This window comes from Rhodoferax sp. MLSD5-FHT05B10, assembly GCF_058793415.1.
The window spans coordinates 41,448-58,169 of sequence record NZ_JBXAFT010000012.1 but is presented as its reverse complement, the minus strand read 5'-3'; the positions used below and the strand labels follow the sequence as shown (position 1 = coordinate 58,169).

General features: G+C 62.3%; 16 protein-coding genes and 1 tRNA gene. 16 read left to right on the top strand and 1 reads right to left on the bottom strand.

Going from position 1 to position 16,722, the window contains the following annotated elements:
* The first annotated feature begins 79 nt into the window (after nt 1–79).
* The 4 genes from rpsD (at nt 80) to AC1Q5W_RS15480 (ending at nt 2,372) form a co-directional block, all read left to right on the top strand.
* Nucleotides 80–703 (top strand): 30S ribosomal protein S4, encoded by a 624-nt coding sequence (gene rpsD, locus AC1Q5W_RS15495; protein WP_492644248.1) that lies wholly within the window; start codon nt 80–82, stop codon nt 701–703.
* A 107-nt stretch (nt 704–810) separates the two neighbouring features.
* Nucleotides 811–1,800 (top strand): DNA-directed RNA polymerase subunit alpha, encoded by a 990-nt coding sequence (locus AC1Q5W_RS15490; RefSeq protein ID WP_492644247.1) that lies wholly within the window; start codon nt 811–813, stop codon nt 1,798–1,800.
* 76 nt (nt 1,801–1,876) lie between these two features.
* Nucleotides 1,877–2,272: a 50S ribosomal protein L17 gene (gene rplQ, locus AC1Q5W_RS15485; RefSeq protein WP_492644246.1), complete on the top strand. Its 396-nt coding sequence runs from the start codon at nt 1,877–1,879 to the stop codon at nt 2,270–2,272.
* Nucleotides 2,273–2,295: 23 nt separating this feature from the next.
* Nucleotides 2,296–2,372: transfer RNA gene (locus AC1Q5W_RS15480), tRNA-Met, on the top strand.
* 149 nt (nt 2,373–2,521) lie between these two features.
* On the opposite strand, the gene AC1Q5W_RS15475 is transcribed toward AC1Q5W_RS15480, so the two are convergent.
* Nucleotides 2,522–3,007 carry a MarR family winged helix-turn-helix transcriptional regulator gene (locus AC1Q5W_RS15475; protein ID WP_492644245.1) on the bottom strand — a complete coding sequence of 162 codons (486 nt, stop codon included), beginning with the start codon at nt 3,005–3,007 and terminating at the stop codon, nt 2,522–2,524.
* A 116-nt stretch (nt 3,008–3,123) separates the two neighbouring features.
* Between AC1Q5W_RS15475 and AC1Q5W_RS15470 the strand changes: the two genes are divergently transcribed.
* From AC1Q5W_RS15470 to AC1Q5W_RS15415, 12 genes are all read left to right on the top strand, one after another.
* The gene (locus AC1Q5W_RS15470) at nt 3,124–3,570 is read left to right on the top strand and encodes an acyl-CoA thioesterase (RefSeq protein ID WP_492644244.1); all 447 of its coding nucleotides are present in this window, start codon (nt 3,124–3,126) and stop codon (nt 3,568–3,570) included.
* Nucleotides 3,571–3,574: 4 nt separating this feature from the next.
* Nucleotides 3,575–4,381, top strand: a complete 807-nt coding sequence (locus AC1Q5W_RS15465; RefSeq protein ID WP_492644243.1) for a S1/P1 nuclease — start codon at nt 3,575–3,577, stop codon at nt 4,379–4,381.
* A gap of 5 nt (nt 4,382–4,386) precedes the next feature.
* On the top strand, nt 4,387–5,022 hold the full coding sequence (locus AC1Q5W_RS15460) for an MBL fold metallo-hydrolase (protein ID WP_492644242.1): 636 nt from the start codon (nt 4,387–4,389) through the stop codon (nt 5,020–5,022).
* A 114-nt stretch (nt 5,023–5,136) separates the two neighbouring features.
* On the top strand, nt 5,137–5,529 hold the full coding sequence (locus AC1Q5W_RS15455; RefSeq protein WP_492644241.1) for a universal stress protein: 393 nt from the start codon (nt 5,137–5,139) through the stop codon (nt 5,527–5,529).
* Between the two features lie 190 nt (nt 5,530–5,719).
* Nucleotides 5,720–7,579, top strand: a complete 1,860-nt coding sequence (ilvD, locus tag AC1Q5W_RS15450) for a dihydroxy-acid dehydratase (protein ID WP_492644240.1) — start codon at nt 5,720–5,722, stop codon at nt 7,577–7,579.
* Nucleotides 7,580–7,616: 37 nt separating this feature from the next.
* Nucleotides 7,617–9,365 carry a 30S ribosomal protein S12 methylthiotransferase accessory factor YcaO gene (gene ycaO, locus AC1Q5W_RS15445; RefSeq protein ID WP_492644239.1) on the top strand — a complete coding sequence of 583 codons (1,749 nt, stop codon included), beginning with the start codon at nt 7,617–7,619 and terminating at the stop codon, nt 9,363–9,365.
* 63 nt (nt 9,366–9,428) lie between these two features.
* Complete coding sequence (gene argB / locus AC1Q5W_RS15440) at nt 9,429–10,319, top strand: acetylglutamate kinase (protein ID WP_492644238.1); 891 nt, start codon at nt 9,429–9,431, stop codon at nt 10,317–10,319.
* 177 nt (nt 10,320–10,496) lie between these two features.
* On the top strand, nt 10,497–11,189 hold the full coding sequence (gene slmA / locus AC1Q5W_RS15435; protein ID WP_492644237.1) for a nucleoid occlusion factor SlmA: 693 nt from the start codon (nt 10,497–10,499) through the stop codon (nt 11,187–11,189).
* A gap of 108 nt (nt 11,190–11,297) precedes the next feature.
* Complete coding sequence (locus AC1Q5W_RS15430; RefSeq protein ID WP_492644236.1) at nt 11,298–11,972, top strand: TetR/AcrR family transcriptional regulator; 675 nt, start codon at nt 11,298–11,300, stop codon at nt 11,970–11,972.
* Nucleotides 11,973–12,007: 35 nt separating this feature from the next.
* On the top strand, nt 12,008–13,804 hold the full coding sequence (locus tag AC1Q5W_RS15425; RefSeq protein WP_492644235.1) for an acyl-CoA dehydrogenase C-terminal domain-containing protein: 1,797 nt from the start codon (nt 12,008–12,010) through the stop codon (nt 13,802–13,804).
* A 58-nt stretch (nt 13,805–13,862) separates the two neighbouring features.
* Nucleotides 13,863–14,294, top strand: a complete 432-nt coding sequence (locus AC1Q5W_RS15420; protein WP_492644234.1) for a DUF2147 domain-containing protein — start codon at nt 13,863–13,865, stop codon at nt 14,292–14,294.
* Between the two features lie 18 nt (nt 14,295–14,312).
* Nucleotides 14,313–16,712, top strand: a complete 2,400-nt coding sequence (locus AC1Q5W_RS15415) for a 3-hydroxyacyl-CoA dehydrogenase/enoyl-CoA hydratase family protein (RefSeq protein ID WP_492644233.1) — start codon at nt 14,313–14,315, stop codon at nt 16,710–16,712.
* Nucleotides 16,713–16,722: the final 10 nt, after the last annotated feature.

The window sequence follows — 16,722 nt, the reverse complement described above, 5'->3', positions numbered from 1 at the left end:
TTTCAACAAGCCCACCGCCATCAGCAGCCGCTGATGGCTCCCGCATTTCCGTGCGGCAGATGACATAAAGGAAGTTCAAGTGGCACGCTACCTCGGCCCCAAGGCCAAACTCTCCCGCCGTGAAGGCACCGACCTGTTCCTGAAGAGCGCCCGTCGCTCCATCGGTGACAAGGCCAAATTCGACTCCAAGCCCGGCCAGCACGGTCGCACTTCGGGTACCCGTACATCGGACTACGGTCTGCAGTTGCGCGAAAAGCAAAAAGTCAAGCGCATGTACGGCATTCTGGAACGCCAGTTCCGCCGCTATTTCGAGGAAGCAGACCGTCGCAAGGGCAATACCGGCGCCAATCTGTTGTCCCTGCTGGAGTCCCGCTTGGACAATGTAGTCTACCGTATGGGCTTCGGCTCCACGCGCGCAGAGGCCCGTCAAATGGTTTCTCACAAGGCCATTACCGTGAACGGCAGCTCCGTCAACATTCCGTCGTACCTGGTCAAGGCCGGCGATGTGGTGGCAGTCCGTGAAAAGTCCAAGAAGCAGAACCGCGTGGTGGAAGCACTGCAACTGGCCCAGCAAGTCGGCATGCCGGCCTGGGTTGAGGTGAGCGTCGACAAAGCCGAAGGCACGTTCAAATCCGTGCCGGATCGCGACCAGTTCGGCGCAGACATCAATGAATCGTTGATCGTTGAGTTGTACTCGCGCTAATCCGGTTTGAGTCGTTGAAATCGTTCCTTGGCTGCGGGGCACTGCGGCCGAGGTGCTTCACCAGCCTTACCGACGTAACGAGTCGGGGGTATTGAGAGGAAGTCTGCATGCAAAATAGTTTGCTTAAACCCAAGTCCATCAGCGTAGAACAACTGGGCCCCAATCGCGCCAAAGTTGCGTTGGAGCCTTTTGAGCGTGGCTATGGTCACACTTTAGGCAACGCATTGCGTCGCGTGTTGCTCTCGTCCATGCCGGGTTTCGCGGCAACGGAAGTGACGATTGCGGGCGTATTGCATGAGTACTCGTCCATTGACGGCGTCCAGGAAGATGTGGTCAACATTCTTCTGAATTTGAAGGGCGTGGTATTCAAGTTGCACAACCGCGATGAAGTGACATTGAGTTTGCGCAAGGATGTGGAAGGCGTTGTTACGGCGGCTGACATCCAGACCCCGCACGACGTTGAAATCATCAACCCGGGTCATGTCATTGCCAATTTGTCGCACGGCGGCAAGCTGGACATGCAAATCAAGGTTGAAAAGGGTCGTGGCTATGTGCCAGGAACCATGCGTCGCCATGCTGACGAGCCCAACAAGTCCATTGGCCGTATCGTGCTGGACGCTTCGTTCTCGCCGGTCAAGCGCGTGAGTTACACTGTGGAAAGTGCGCGTGTCGAGCAGCGTACCGATCTGGACAAGCTGGTCGTTGAGATTGAAACCAACGGCGCAGTGTCTGCTGAAGACGCCGTGCGCGCCTCGGCGAAGATCCTGGTGGAACAGCTGGCCGTGTTTGCCCAGCTGGAAGGCAGCGAACTGGCGGCATTTGATGCGCCCGCACCGCGCGGCAATACGCAATTCGATCCGATTCTGCTGCGTCCTGTGGACGAGCTGGAGTTGACCGTGCGTTCGGCCAACTGCCTGAAGGCGGAAAACATTTACTACATCGGTGATCTGATTCAGCGCACCGAAAACGAGTTGCTCAAGACCCCGAACCTGGGTCGCAAGTCGCTCAATGAAATCAAGGAAGTGCTGGCTTCCCGTGGTCTGACTTTGGGCATGAAGCTCGAAAGCTGGCCACCTGCTGCGCTCGAAAAGCGTTAATTTTTGAACCCTTCGGGGTTCCGTGCCAAGGGCAGTACCTGATACGGCTGCCTGTTTATAACTAAGGAAATCTACCATGCGTCACGGACACGGACTACGTAAACTCAATCGCACCAGCTCGCACCGTTTGGCGATGCTGCGCAACATGATGAATTCGCTCATTGAGCACGAAGTCATCAAGACCACGGTGCCCAAGGCAAAAGAACTGCGTCGCGTCATCGAGCCGATGATCACCTTGGCAAAGGAAGCCACCGTGGCAAACCGCCGCCTGGCGTTTGACCGCCTGCGCGACCGCGACAGCGTGACCAAGTTGTTCAATGACCTGGGCCCACGTTTCAATGCGCGTCCTGGTGGTTACACCCGTATTCTGAAGATGGGTTTCCGCGTGGGCGACAACGCGCCCATGGCTTTGGTCGAGTTGGTGGATCGTCCTGCTGCTGTTGAAGCTGCAGAAGATGCACCGACCGCATAAATAGGTTATAATTTAAAGCTTGACGCGGAGTGGAGCAGCCTGGTAGCTCGTTGGGCTCATAACCCAAAGGTCGTTAGTTCAAATCTAGCCTCCGCAACCAACAAAACGTGGTATTCCACGACAGCTAAGGCTCACTTCGGTGAGCCTTTTTTGTTGTCTGGCCATGCTGGGGCGTGATGTAGTTTGCGCCTGCGCGGCATGTGCCCGTGCAGCACCTTCAGGCTTGAATTGGAGCCTGCTGCGGCCTGACTAAAGGCTGGCCAACGGGGTGCCTGCAGCGGAGTCGTCGACCTGCAGCTCCTGGGTCAGCTTGTGCAGATCCGCACTCAGGCGCGCAAGGGTGGCTGCATCCAGCCGGGCCAGGGCGCCCGGCAGAACCCCTTCATAGGGGCCCTGAACCTTCTTGAAAATCTTTCGGCCCTCGGCGGTGAGGCGCAGCTCAACGGCGCGCTTATCGCCGGGCGACTTGGATACCGTGATCATGTCCTTTTTCAGCAGTGCCTTGACCAGGTTGCTGGCCGTGGACTGGTGGATGTCCATGCCTGCGGCGATGTCGTTGACGCCTATCCCCGGCGTACTCTGGATCAGACTCAGTGCCCAAACCTGGGCACCACCCAGGCCCGCTTCCTTCTCCACCTGGCGGAAGTGGGTGCGGACCGCCTTGAAGACACTGCGAAATTGCCGCAGCACTTGTGCGGCATCGTCGGGCGCGCTGGCAGGAGGTATGGCCTTCATGGTGTGTTCTTTGAGGTGTTGGCGCAATCATAAAAGCACTGCGCGGGTCTCAGCTTACCCGTGGCGGGCATTGCATGTGTGCATCGCATAATCGGGCTTTTAGCCGCTTCAGATCTATGACCTGGGATTTTCCCGACCCGTTTACGCTGCCTGTGACGCCGTTGAGCGGTGACATTGACCATTTCAATCACACCAACAATGCGGTGTACATCCAGTGGTGCGAGCGGGTGGGTTGGGCCCATTCAGAGGCTTTGGGCTTGCGTCTGGCGGACTACCAGCGCCTGGACCGCGCCATGGTCATTCGTCGCAGCGAATACGACTACCTGCTCCCGACGGTATTGCAGGACGAACTCACTCTGGCTACATGGCTGCTCGACAGTGATGGCAAGCTGACGATGCGGCGGGGATTCCAGATCCAGCGCAACCGCGATGGCGCCACGGTTTTGCGCGGACGGTGGGATCTGGTGTGTGTCGAGTTGCGCACCGGGCGGCCGCGTCGCATGCCACCCGAGTTCTGTGAGGGCTATCTGCCGGCCATCGTGGCCCCGGGTACCGCCGCGTGATCCCGTGTCCGAGACCGGCCCGCGCATGACGCTTTACCGACAGGCTGCCGCAGTGGCCCTGCAGGGGGTGCTGGGTCTGCTGGTGTGGGCTGGCAGCGGCGTGGCGCTGGCCTGGGGACCGCAGGGGCACCGGATCATCGCCAGCCTTGCCGAGCAACAGCTCACTCCGGCTGCGCGCAAAGAGGTTGCCCGGCTGCTGGCCGCGGAGCCGGGCGCGACTCTGGCATCGGTCGCCAACTGGGCCGACGAGTACCGCAGTGCAGAAACGGCGGCGTGGCACTACGTGAATTTTCCACGCCACGTCTGTGTCTACAGTGCGCACCGCGACTGCCCGGATGGTGCCTGCGTGGTGGAAGCGATCGCGCAGCAGACGGCCGTCCTGCAGGCCGATACGTCCGACGCGAGCCGCCTTGCTGCCCTGAAGTACCTCGTGCATCTGGTGGGAGACGTGCACCAGCCTCTGCACGCCGGATACCGTGACGACCGGGGCGCCAACACCTACCAGTTGCAGGTCTTCATGCGGGGCAGCAATCTGCATGCATTTTGGGACTCCGGGCTGCTCTACGCACTCAACGAGGACGTGGCCGCCCTGACCGCCCGCTTGTCATCCCAGCTTCCACCGGTCGCCGACACCCAGTGGACGGCCGCCGAGGCGGCGCAGGAATCCTGCCGGATCGTGGGGATGTCTGGCTTCTACCCGCCGAGACGGGTGGGGGTAGACTACATCAGGCGGTTCACGCCGGTGGTGGAGCAGCGTCTCGTGCAGGCAGGTTCCCGACTCGCCGGATTGCTCAATCGGATCTGGAAATAATTGACATGCTGCAATACCGCACCATCCCCGTAACACCCTTCAGTCAAAACTGTACCGTGGTCTGGTGCGACCAGACCCTGCAGGCCGCGGTCATTGATCCAGGTGGTGATCTGGATCGCGTGCAAGCCGAGGTTGACCGGCTCGGACTCACACTGGAGCAAATCTGGCTCACGCACGCACACATCGACCACGCCGGTGGTGCGGCCGAACTGGCGCGGCGCTTGGCGCTGCCCATCGTGGGGCCGCATGAGGGTGACCGCTTCTGGATTGACGGCCTGCCACAGCAGGCGCAACGGTTTGGTTTTTCCCATGCCGAGGTGTTTACGCCAACCCGCTGGCTGCACGATGGCGATACCGTGTCGGTGGGGCGCAGCCATTTGGAAGTGCGCCATTGTCCGGGGCATACGCCCGGCCATGTGGTATTCCATTCGAGCGAAGCCCACCGCGCTTTTGTGGGGGATGTGCTGTTTGCGGGGTCCATTGGCCGCACGGACTTTCCGCAGGGAGACCATGCCACTTTGGTCGCGAGTATCAGGAACCGCCTGTGGCCCATGGGCGATGACACGGTTTTCATTCCGGGGCACGGTCCGGAGAGTACGTTTGGATGGGAGCGGAAAACCAATCCGTATGTGGCCGACTAGCGCGCAGGGGACAGGTGGGGGGCGAGCGTCGGCATACATTTGACCCTGGATGCGCGTTTTGGTAGGCTCACTCAACCCCGGCGCACCCCCGCAAACAACCCAAGGAAAGAACGCATGACCATTCTCGTAGCCTATGCACCGCGTCCCGAAGGCCAGGCCGCCCTGGACAAGGGGATTGAAATCGCGAAACGCCGCAAGGAACGTCTGCTGGTGGTCAATGCCACCTCCGGTGGCAGCAAGGACGAAGCGGCCATGGCCAGCGTGCAGGACGTAGAGCGCATCGAGAAGCTGCTGAAGGAAGCCGGCCTGGATGCGGAATTCAAGCAGTATGGTCGCGGCAAGAATGCCGTAGAGGAAATCGAGGCCCTGGCCGAGTCCCTGAACCCCTACGTGCTGATCATTGGCTTGAGAAAACGCTCTCCGGTAGGCAAGCTCATCATGGGCAGCATCGCCCAGGAAATCCTGCTGTCAGTTTCCTGCCCGGTGTTGGCCGTCAAGGCCCCATAGGCCTTCGCGGCCACGGGTATCGATCGCGGCCGGGGACGGGTCTGACGGCTCGGCATGTCCGGCTGCGCCGGGCTTCACCCTGACGCCCGGCGGGTCGCTCACGGTAGGCGACAATGGGGGCTGTGAAGCGCCAGGGCGTGTCAGTGCGCCGCCCGGGATTCCCTAGATTGAACCGTCCAAGAGAGTTTGTATGCCTGTTTACCGTTCCAAGACCTCCACCGCCGGCCGCAACATGGCAGGTGCGCGTTCCCTGTGGCGCGCGACTGGCATGAAGGACGACGATTTCCAGAAACCCATCATCGCCGTGGTGAACTCGTTCACCCAGTTCGTGCCGGGCCACGTGCACCTGAAGGACCTGGGTCAGTTGGTGGCGCGCGAGATTGAAGCCGCTGGCGGCGTGGCCAAGGAATTCAACACCATAGCGGTGGATGATGGCATTGCCATGGGCCATGACGGCATGCTGTACTCACTGCCCAGCCGCGACATCATTGCCGATTCGGTGGAATACATGGTCAACGCCCACTGTGCCGACGCCATGGTGTGCATCTCCAACTGCGACAAGATCACCCCCGGCATGCTCATGGCGGCCATGCGCGTCAATATTCCGGTGGTGTTTGTCTCCGGTGGCCCCATGGAAGCCGGCAAGGTCCAGCTGGCCAACCCCACCACGCACAAGCTGGAGTTCAAGAAGCTCGATCTGATTGACGCCATGGTGATGGCTGCAGACGATTCGGCGTCCGACGCCGACGTGGCCGAGGTCGAGCGCAACGCCTGCCCGACCTGCGGCTCGTGTTCCGGCATGTTCACCGCCAACTCCATGAACTGCCTGACCGAGGCCCTGGGACTATCCCTGCCCGGCAACGGCACCGTGGTGGCCACGCACGCCGACCGCGAGCAGTTGTTCAAGCGTGCCGGCCGCCTGGTGGTCGACCTGTGCAAGCGTTACTACGAGCAGGAAGACAGCAGTGTGCTGCCGCGCTCCATGGGCTTCAAGGCGTTCGAGAACGCCATGACATTGGACATCGCCATGGGCGGCTCCACCAACACCATCCTGCACATCCTGGCGATCGCGCAGGAGGCCGAAATCGACTTCACCATGGCCGACATCGACCGCCTCTCGCGCGTCGTGCCCCAGCTGTGCAAGGTTGCACCCAACACCGACAAGTACCACATCGAAGACGTGCATCGCGCCGGCGGCATCATGGCCATCCTGGGCGAACTCGATCGCGCCGGCAAGCTGCACACCGACACGCCCACCGTACATGCCAAGACCATGAAGGATGCGCTGGACCAGTGGGACATTGCCCGCAAGCCATCCGAGGCGGTCAAGACCTTCTACATGGCCGGCCCCGCTGGCATTCCCACCCAGGTGGCGTTCAGCCAGAACACCCGCTGGCCCAGCCTGGATCTGGACCGGGCCGCTGGCTGCATCCGCAGCGCTGACCACGCGTTCTCGCAGGAAGGCGGTCTGGCCGTTCTGGTCGGCAACATCGCGCTCAACGGCTGCGTGGTGAAGACGGCCGGGGTGGATGACAAGCTGATGGTGTTCGAAGGCCCTGCCCACGTGACCGAATCGCAGGACGAAGCCGTGGACCACATCCTGGCCGACGAGGTCAAGGCCGGCGATATCGTTATCGTTCGCTACGAAGGCCCCAAGGGTGGCCCCGGCATGCAGGAAATGCTCTACCCCACCAGTTACATCAAGTCCAAGGGCCTGGGCAAAGCCTGCGCCCTGTTGACCGACGGGCGCTTCTCCGGCGGCACTTCGGGCCTGTCCATCGGCCACGCTTCGCCCGAGGCTGCTGCGGGTGGTGCGATCGGCCTGGTGCGCAATGGCGACCGCATCCGCATCGACATTCCCAACCGCAGCATCAATGTGCTGCTGTCCGACGAGGAACTGGCCCGTCGCCGCGCCGAGCAGGATGCCAAGGGCTGGAAGCCCGCACAGCCGCGCAAGCGCAGGGTTTCGGCGGCCCTCAGGGCCTATGCCAAGCTGGTGATGTCGGCCGACAAGGGCGCCGTGCGCGACCTGTCCCTGCTGAATGACTGAGCGACAACCGGCCCCTTTCGGCACTGACCGGAATTCCATGCAAGCAGAAAGCTTCATTGTCGGCAAGGACGCGTCCCTTGAGTCCTCCATCAGCACCATGCAGGCCAGGCTGGGGGCTCTGGGGTTCCAGGTCGAGGAGCGTTCGTGGCTCAACCCGGTGGACGGTATCTGGTCGGTGCATGTGCGCGACCGGGACTGTCCCCTGATGTTCACCAATGGCAAGGGTGCCTCCAGGCTGGCCGCTCTGGCCAGCGCCCTGGGGGAATTCTTCGAGCGCCTGTCGTGCAACTACTTCTGGAACCACTACTACCTCGGCTATGCCTACGCCGAAAGTGAAGAGCGTCCCTTTGTCCACTACCCACAGGAAGCCTGGTTTGTGCCGGGCGAGAATGGCGAATGGCCGTCCGGTCTGCTGACCCCCGAGCTGCAGGCGTTTTACAACCCGCGGGGCACCATCGATGCGGCCGCGCTGGTGGACTTCAACTCCGGCCACAGTGACCGTGGCATTTGTGCCATCCCGTATGTGCGCCTGCGCGATGCAGCCGTGGCCTATTTCCCGGTCAACATCATCAGCAACCTGTATGTCAGCAACGGCATGTCGGCCGGCAACACGCCGCCGGAGGCGCGCACACAGGCGCTGTCCGAGGTGTTCGAGCGCTTCATCAAGTTTCGCATCATCAGCGAAGGGCTATGCCTGCCGGACGTGCCGCAGGACGTCATCGACCGCTACCCGCGCATTGCCCGGGGCATCCAGGGCCTGCGCGATGCGGGCTTTGGCATCCTGGTGAAAGACGCGTCGCTGGGCGGCAAGTACCCGGTGATGAACGTGACGCTGCTCAACCCCAAGGACCAGGGCTGCTTCTCCAGTTTCGGGGCGCACCCGCGTTTCGAGATTGCACTGGAGCGCGCGCTGACCGAATTGCTGCAGGGGCGGGCGCTGGACGCGCTGGAGGGCTTTCCGGCGCCGGGGTTTGACCTGGAAGAAATTGCCAGTTCGCCCAACATCGAAATCCACTTTGTGGATTCCAGTGGCATCCTGAGTTGGAATTTCCTGGGCGCCCAGCCCGATTTCGCCTTTTGCGACTGGAACTTCAGCACCACCACCGCCGAGGACTACGCCTGGCTGGTCGACGCCATCCATGCCATGGGTCACGACATCTATGTGGCCGACTTCACCCACCTGGGGGTCTACGCCTGCCGCATCATCGTGCCCGGCATGTCGGAGATCTACCCCGTGGACGAGCTCGAGTGGGAGAACAACAGTGTGGCCAACCCCATCCGCGAGGCCATCTGCCATCTGGCCGATCTCGACGACGAGGAGTGCCGCGATCTGCTGGACACGCTCAACGAGAACGGCCTGACCGAAGACCGCCTGGTGGCGGCCCTGATTGGCCTGGCGCCCGGTGACGACGCATTCTGGAAAGACCTGCGGGTGGGCGAGCTCAAAACCCTGCTGGCACTGGCCATCGGCGACCAGCAGGCCATCAGCGAAGGCTGCGAGTGGATGCGCCACTTCGGACAGATCAATGCCCAGCGGCTGCGGGTGTACGGCTGCATCGAAAACCTGCAGCAGCTCGATTCCGGCCACGGCAGTGCCCATTTCGCATTGGCACTGCAAAGCCTCTACGGTGCGGAAACGTTGGATCAGGCCCGCGCACTGCTCAGCGGCACATGGCGGTTTTTCGGCCAGCCATCGCTCGGGCTGGACCTGGCCCAGTGCGACATGCACCAGCGCCTGCTCACCGCCTACGGCAAGTTGCACCGGAGCGCGCCGGCGGCCCACTGAACAGCCACAGTGCGGCCGTCCAATGCGGCACAATTCACGCATTACCCCGTGAACCTATCCACCATGACTGACGCATCCACCATTGCCCCCCGCGACAAGGCCGAGATCCTGGCGCAGGCGCTGCCCTACATCCGCAAGTTCCATGGCAAGACCATGGTCATCAAGTACGGCGGCAACGCCATGACCGACCCGGCCCTGCAAAAGGCCTTTGCCGAGGACGTGGTGCTGCTGAAACTGGTAGGCATCAACCCGGTGGTGGTGCATGGCGGCGGCCCGCAGATTGAAGGCCTGTTGCAGCGCCTGGGCAAGAAGGGCGAGTTCATCCAGGGCATGCGTGTGACCGACCCCGAGACCATGGAGGTGGTGGAGTGGGTGCTGGCCGGCGAGGTGCAGCAGGACATCGTGGGCCTGATCAACCACGCCGGCGGCAAGGCCGTGGGCCTGACCGGGCGCGACGGTGGCATGATCCGCGCGCAAAAGCTCAAGATGCTCGACAACGCCGACCCCACCAAGGAGCACGACGTGGGCCAGGTGGGCGACATCGTCAGTGTCGACCCGTCCGTGGTCAAGGCCCTGCAGGACGATGCCTTCATTCCGGTGGTCAGCCCCATCGGTTTTGGGGACAACAACGAGAGCTACAACATCAACGCCGACGTGGTGGCCGCCAAGCTGGCCACCGTGCTCAAGGCCGAGAAACTGATGATGCTGACCAACATCAGCGGCGTGCTGGACAAGTCCGGCCAGCTGCTGACCGACCTCACGGCACGGCGCATCGACGAGCTGTTTGCCGACGGCACCATTTCTGGCGGCATGCTGCCCAAGATTGCCGGCGCGCTGGACGCGGCCAAGAGCGGCGTGAACTCGGTGCACATCATCGACGGGCGCGTGCCGCACGTGCTGCTGCTGGAGATCCTGACCGAGCAGGCTTTCGGCACCATGATCCGGTCCCACTGAGGGCGGGGCGCAGGAATGCTATGGTTTCCATAGCTGTCTGCGCAGATTCCACGGGGTTTTTATCCCGATTGAATGCCTTTTTCGCCGGAAACCGGCCACCCGCCGCACCCGGGGCCGCCGGCACCGGGCGCCGGGCGTCGGCTGTGCGAGAATCATTGCACAACTGCTGTGTGCACCATGCCAGACGCCCTCACTACTTCCACTGATTCCCAGGACGGCGAGTTCCACGCGGCCAGTTCGCCTGCGCCCGGCGCGGTCGTGCGCAAGCGTCCCAAGCCCGGAGAGCGCCGGGTCCAGATTCTGCAGGCGCTGGCCAGCATGCTGGAGCAGCCCGGTGGCGACCGCATCACCACCGCCGCACTGGCAGGACGCCTGGCGGTAAGCGAGGCGGCCCTGTACCGGCATTTCGCCAGCAAGGCGCAAATGTTCGAAGGCCTGATTGAATTCATCGAACAGACGGTGTTTTCGCTGGTCAACCAGATTGTGGAACGCGAGCAGGCCGCTCCGTCTGGCGGGGCGCCGGACGCCGGGCGGCGCCAGGTAGCACGCATCGTGGTCATGCTGGTGCAGTTCGTCGAGAAAAACCCGGGCATGGCGCGCGTCATGGTCGGAGATGCGCTGGTGTTCGAAAACGAGCGCCTGCAGCAGCGCATGAACCAGTTCTTTGACAAGATTGAAGCCACGTTCCGTCAGTGCCTGCGGAGCGAAGACCCTGCCGCCGTGTCCGCCACGCCGACCCTGGACGCGCAGGTGCAGGCCTCGGTGCTGTCGGCCTTTGTCGCCGGTCGCCTGCAGCGTTTTGTGCGTTCGGGCTACAAGCGGCTGCCGTCCGAGCATCTGGACGCCAGTCTGCACCTGCTGCTGGGGTAAACCCTTCTTTTCGTTAGAAAAATACGTCTAGAACGCCAAAATAGTGGCGGTGGTCGGTGGAAATGTTGCAAAATAGCACGATCGTTCTATTTTTGGCATACTCCTCCTATGTCCCTTGCATCCCTTTCGGCCAAGCTGATCCGCAAGACCCAGCCGTCTGCTGCACGGTCCGGGCGCGCGCTGCAAAAAGGCCAGCAGACGAAGATGGCCATCGTGGACGCCGCGCTCGGCCTGGCCACCCAGATCGGCCTGGAGGGCCTCAGCATTGGCGCGCTGGCAGAGGCCACGCACATGAGCAAGTCGGGGGTGTTTGCCCATTTTGGCTCGCGTGACGAGCTGCAGATTTCGGTGGTGCACGAGTATTTCCACCGCTTCGAGCGCGATGTCTTTTCCGTCGCGCTGCGTGAGCCGCGCGGTCTGCCCCGGCTGCAGGCCCTGTTTTCCAACTGGATGAAGCTGGTGGCAGTGGAAATCCAGTCGGGTTGCATTTTCATCAGTGGCGCGGTCGATTTCGACGACCGGCCCGGCCCGGTGCGCGATGCCCTGGTCTCTTCGGTCCAGACCTGGCTCAACGCGCTGCTGCGCGCGGTGGTGCTCGCCAAGGAATGCGGCCATCTGCCGCCCGATGCGGACGAAAACCAGATCGCGTTCGAGATCCATGGCCTGATTCTGGCCCTGCACTACGAGGCCCGTTTCTTGCAGAAACCCGGTTCCATTGAGCGGGCCAACACGGGCTTTGCCAACATCCTTGCGCGCTACGGTGTACGCGTTCCTTCCCCTTAATCCCTTCCTTTTTTGTTACCTAGGAGTAATTCCGCATGCCTACCTATACCCCTCCCCTGCGCGACATGCAGTTTGTGATGCACGAAGTGTTCAACGTCGTTGCCGACCTGAAGCAGATTCCCAAGCACGCGGACATCGATGCCGACACCATCAACGCGGTGCTCGAAGAAGGCGGCAAGTTTGCGGCCGAAGTGACCTTCCCCCTGAACATCAGCGGTGACGCCGAAGGGTGCTCCATCGACCAGACCACCCACGCGGTTACCACGCCCAAGGGCTTCAAGGAAGCCTACGCCAAGTACGTCGAAGGCGGCTGGGCGGCCCTGGGCTGCGAGCCCGAGTACGGCGGCCAGGGCCTGCCGTTCGTGGTCAACAGCCTGTTCTATGAAATGCTCAACAGCGCCAACCAGTCGTGGACCATGTACCCCGGCCTGACCCACGGCGCCTACGCGGCCCTGGAAACCCACGGCACGCCCGAGCAGAAAGCCACCTACCTGCACAAGATGACCTCTGGTGAGTGGACTGGCTCCATGTGCCTGACCGAACCCCATTGCGGTACCGACCTGGGCCTGATGCGCACCAAGGCCGAACCCCAGGCCGACGGCACCTACAAGATCACCGGCAACAAGATCTTCATCAGCGCCGGCGAGCATGACATGACCGACAACATCATCCACCTGGTGTTGGCCCGTCTGCCCGATGCGCCCCCCGGAATCAAGGGCGTCAGCCTGTTCATCGTGCCCAAGTTCCTGGTCAACGCGGACGGCACGCTGGGCAAGCGCAATGGCATCTATTGCGGCGGCCTGGAGCACAAGATGGGCATCAAGGCCAGCGCCACCTGCCAGATGGTGCTGGAAGACGCCGTGGGCACCATGGTCGGCCAGCCCAACAAGGGCATGCAGGGCATGTTCGTGATGATGAACGCCGCCCGCCTGGGCGTGGGCAACCAGTCCCTGGGCCTGACGGAAGTGGCGTACCAGAACGCCCTGGCCTATGCCAAGGACCGTATCCAGATGCGTTCCCTCACCGGCCCCAAGGCCAAGGACAAGCCGGCTGACCCCATCATCGTCCACCCCGATGTCCGCCGCATGCTGCTCACCGCCAAGGCCTATGCCGAAGGCGGCCGTGCCCTGCAGGCCTACTGCGCCATGTTGCTGGAAAAAGAGCACCACCATCCCGATGAAAAAGTGCGCAAGGACTCCGCCGAGATGCTGGCCATGCTCACCCCCATCGCCAAGGCCTTCCTGACCGACAACGGCCACATCGCCACCAATGCCTGCATGCAGGTGTTTGGCGGCCACGGCTTCATCAAGGAGTGGGGCATGGAGCAGTTCGTGCGCGACAACCGCATCAACATGATCTACGAAGGCACCAACACCATCCAGTCGCTGGACCTGCTGGGTCGCAAGATCCTGGGCAACACCGGCGCCACGCTGCGCAAGTTCGGCAAGCTGGTGGGCCAACTGGTGGCCGAAGAGGGCGTGAACGAGAAGATGGCCGAGTTCATCAACCCCATCGCCGTGCTGGGTGACCAGATGACCAAGTTCACCACCGAAATCGGCTTCAAGGGCTTCCAGAATCCCGACGAAGTAGGCGCGGCTGCGGTGGACTACCTGCGTGTGGCCGGTCACCTGGTGTTCGGCTACTTCTTCGCCCGCATGGCCCAGGTGGCCCTGCGCGAAATCGCCGCCGGCAATACCGATCCGTTCTACGTGGCCAAGCTGCAGACGGCGCGCTTCTATTTCGCCAAGTTGTTCCCGGAAACGGCTACATTGATGCGCACTGCGCGTGCCGGCAGCAAGGTGCTGATGGATACGGACGCAGTGTTCGCCTGATCCGGAGTCCCCGGGTTGAGCGACTTCCCTGTCTGATTAATAACAAAGAGGAGTTCCTATGTTTCGCTCAGCTATTGCCATCCTGATCGCCGCGTCGTCTGCTTCTGCCATGGCGCAGATGACCCCCGTGGGTTTGTGGAAGACCATCGATGACCACGATGGTTCTGCTAAATCCGAAATCCGCATCGTGGAGAACGCGGGGGTCGTTTCCGGCAGGGTCGAGAAGATCCTGGAAAAGGGCAAGCAGGATGAAAAGTGCGTCGAATGCAAGGACGAGCGCAAGGACCAGCCCATCCAGGGCATGGAAATCCTGCGCGGTCTCAAGAAGGCGGAAGGCAAGGATGTGTGGGAGGGCGGCAACGTCCTCGATCCCAACAACGGCAAGGTGTACCGCGCTTCGGTAACGCCCATAGAGGGTGGCGCGAAGCTCCAGATGCGTGGCTACATCGGGTTCTTCTACCGCACCCAAACCTGGATTCGCGTCCAGTAATTTATTTCAGGAATTTATATGTCCCGTTTCAATGTCCGTAAAGTCGCCGTGCTCGGCGCCGGTGTGATGGGCGCGCAGATCGCGGCCCATCTGGTGAATGTGAAAGTGCCGGTGGTGCTGTTCGACCTGCCTGCCAAGGAAGGCCCCAAGAACGGCATCGTCACGCGCGCGATTGACGGCTTGAAGAAACTCAAGCCATCCCCCCTGGGCGTGGCCGACGACGCCGCACTGATCCAGCAGGCCAATTACGAAGAGCATCTGGAGCAGCTGCGTGGCTGCGACCTCATCATCGAGGCCATCGCCGAGCGCATGGACTGGAAACTGGACCTCTATAAAAAGATCGCCCCGTTCGTGGCACCGCACGCCATTCTTGCGTCCAACACCTCGGGCCTGTCCATTACCAAGTTGTCCGAGGCACTGCCCGAAGAGATGAAGCACCGCTTCTGCGGCATCCACTTCTTCAACCCGCCCCGCTACATGGCACTGGTGGAGCTGATCAACACGCCGGCCACCGAGGCGGTGTACCTCGATGCGCTGGAAGCCTTTGTCACCAGCAATCTGGGCAAGGGCGTGGTGCGCGCCAAGGACTCCCCCAACTTCATCGCCAACCGCGTCGGCATTGCCGGCATGCTGGCCACCATGAAGGAAGTGGAAAACTTCGGCCTGACCTACGACGTGGTGGACGACCTGACCGGCAAGAAGCTGGGCCGCGCCAGTTCCGGCACCTTCCGTACCGCCGACGTGGTGGGCCTGGACACCATGACCCACGTCATCAAGACGCTGCAGGACACGCTCTCCATCGAGACCGATCCCTTCTACGCCAGCTTTGCCACCCCCGCAGTGCTCCAGACCCTGCTGGATATGGGCAACCTGGGCCAGAAGACCAAGGCCGGTTTCTTCAAGAAAGTCGGGCGTGACGTGCTGCGCTTTGACCTCAAGAGCAAGGACTACGTGCCCGCCGGCCAGAAAGCCGACGAGGTGTACGGACGCATGCTCAAGAAGCCGGCGGCCGAGCGCTTGAAGCTGCTGCGCAACGCCGAAGGCGCGCAGGGCCAGTTCCTGTGGGCTATCCTGCGTAACAGCTTCCATTACGCTGCCGTGCACCTGGCCTCCATTGCCGACAACGCCCGTGATGTGGACTTCTGCATGCGCTGGGGCTTCGGCATGAAGCAGGGCCCGTTCGAGCTCTGGCAGGAAGCCGGCTGGCTGGAAGTGGCCAAGATGATCCAGGAAGACATCGATGCCGGCAAGGCCCTGTGCAAGGTACCGCTGCCCGACTGGGTCTTCAAGGGCCCCGTGGCCGAAGCCGGCGGCGTGCACACACCGCAAGGCTCCTGGAACCCGACCACCGGCACCTTCGTTCCGGTGCGCCAGCTGCCCGTGTACGCACGCCAGCATTTCCCCGAAAGCGTGCTGGGAGCCAACGCCGCTTCCGCTGCCACCGCGGGCAAGACGCTGCAGGAAGACGAATCCATCCGCCTGTGGACGCTGGACGGCGACGTGCTGATTGCCAGCATCAAGACCAAGATGCACGCCATTGGCGGCGGTGTCATCGAAGGCCTGAACCAGGCCATCACCCTGGCCGAGAAGGATTACCAGGGGCTGGTGATCTGGTCGCCGGACGAGATGTTCTCGGCCGGTGCCGACCTGCAGTCCATGCTGCCCGGCTTCATGATGGGTGGCGTCAAGGCCATCGACGGTGCTGCGCACGAGCTGCAGAAGGTCATGCTCAAGCTGCGCTACGCCAGTGTGCCCACCATTGCCGCCATCCGCGGCCTGGCGCTGGGCGGCGGTTGCGAGATGGCCGTCTACTCGGGCAAGCGCGTGGCCGCCATGGAAAGCTACATCGGGCTGGTCGAAGTGGGTGTGGGTCTGGTCCCCGGTGCCGGCGGCCTGACCTACATCGCCCGCCGCGCCGCCGAGAACATGGCGCTGTCCACGTCCAAGGACGTGCTGCCTTTCCTGACCGAAGGCTTCACCTGCGCGGCCATGGCCAAGGTGGGCACCAGCGCGCTGGAGTCGCGCAAGCTGGGCTACCTGCTGGAGAGCGACGTGGTCGTGCCACACAAGGACGAACTGCTGTTTGTTGCCATCAACGAGGCCAAGGCGCTGTTTGCCAGCGGCTACCGTGCACCGCACAAGCGCCTGTTCCCCGTGGCGGGCCGCAGCGGCATTGCCACCATCAAGGCGCAGCTGGTCAACATGCGTGACGGCGGCTTCATCAGCGCGCACGACTTCCACATCGCCGGCCTGATTGCCGAAGTGGTGTGCGGCGGCGCGGTGGACGCCGGCACCCTGGTCACCGAGGAATACCTCATGGCCATGGAACGCAAGGCCTTCTGCAGCCTGCTCACCCATCCCAAGACCCAGGAACGCATCATGGGCATGATGTCCACCGGCAAGCCGGTGCGCAACTAAGGACACACCA

Bases quoted from the DNA above. Each gene is read 5' to 3' on its own strand.
- AC1Q5W_RS15470 (WP_492644244.1), top strand. From the start codon at position 3,124: ATGACCTGGGATTTTCCCGACCCGTTTACGCTGCCTGTGACGCCGTTG.
- AC1Q5W_RS15475 (WP_492644245.1), bottom strand. From the start codon at position 3,007: ATGAAGGCCATACCTCCTGCCAGCGCGCCCGACGATGCCGCACAAGTG.
- AC1Q5W_RS15415 (WP_492644233.1), top strand. From the start codon at position 14,313: ATGTCCCGTTTCAATGTCCGTAAAGTCGCCGTGCTCGGCGCCGGTGTG.
- argB (WP_492644238.1), top strand. From the start codon at position 9,429: ATGACTGACGCATCCACCATTGCCCCCCGCGACAAGGCCGAGATCCTG.
- AC1Q5W_RS15460 (WP_492644242.1), top strand. From the start codon at position 4,387: ATGCTGCAATACCGCACCATCCCCGTAACACCCTTCAGTCAAAACTGT.
- slmA (WP_492644237.1), top strand. From the start codon at position 10,497: ATGCCAGACGCCCTCACTACTTCCACTGATTCCCAGGACGGCGAGTTC.
- AC1Q5W_RS15420 (WP_492644234.1), top strand. From the start codon at position 13,863: ATGTTTCGCTCAGCTATTGCCATCCTGATCGCCGCGTCGTCTGCTTCT.
- ilvD (WP_492644240.1), top strand. From the start codon at position 5,720: ATGCCTGTTTACCGTTCCAAGACCTCCACCGCCGGCCGCAACATGGCA.
- rplQ (WP_492644246.1), top strand. From the start codon at position 1,877: ATGCGTCACGGACACGGACTACGTAAACTCAATCGCACCAGCTCGCAC.
- AC1Q5W_RS15425 (WP_492644235.1), top strand. From the start codon at position 12,008: ATGCCTACCTATACCCCTCCCCTGCGCGACATGCAGTTTGTGATGCAC.
- AC1Q5W_RS15490 (WP_492644247.1), top strand. From the start codon at position 811: ATGCAAAATAGTTTGCTTAAACCCAAGTCCATCAGCGTAGAACAACTG.
- ycaO (WP_492644239.1), top strand. From the start codon at position 7,617: ATGCAAGCAGAAAGCTTCATTGTCGGCAAGGACGCGTCCCTTGAGTCC.
- AC1Q5W_RS15430 (WP_492644236.1), top strand. From the start codon at position 11,298: ATGTCCCTTGCATCCCTTTCGGCCAAGCTGATCCGCAAGACCCAGCCG.
- AC1Q5W_RS15455 (WP_492644241.1), top strand. From the start codon at position 5,137: ATGACCATTCTCGTAGCCTATGCACCGCGTCCCGAAGGCCAGGCCGCC.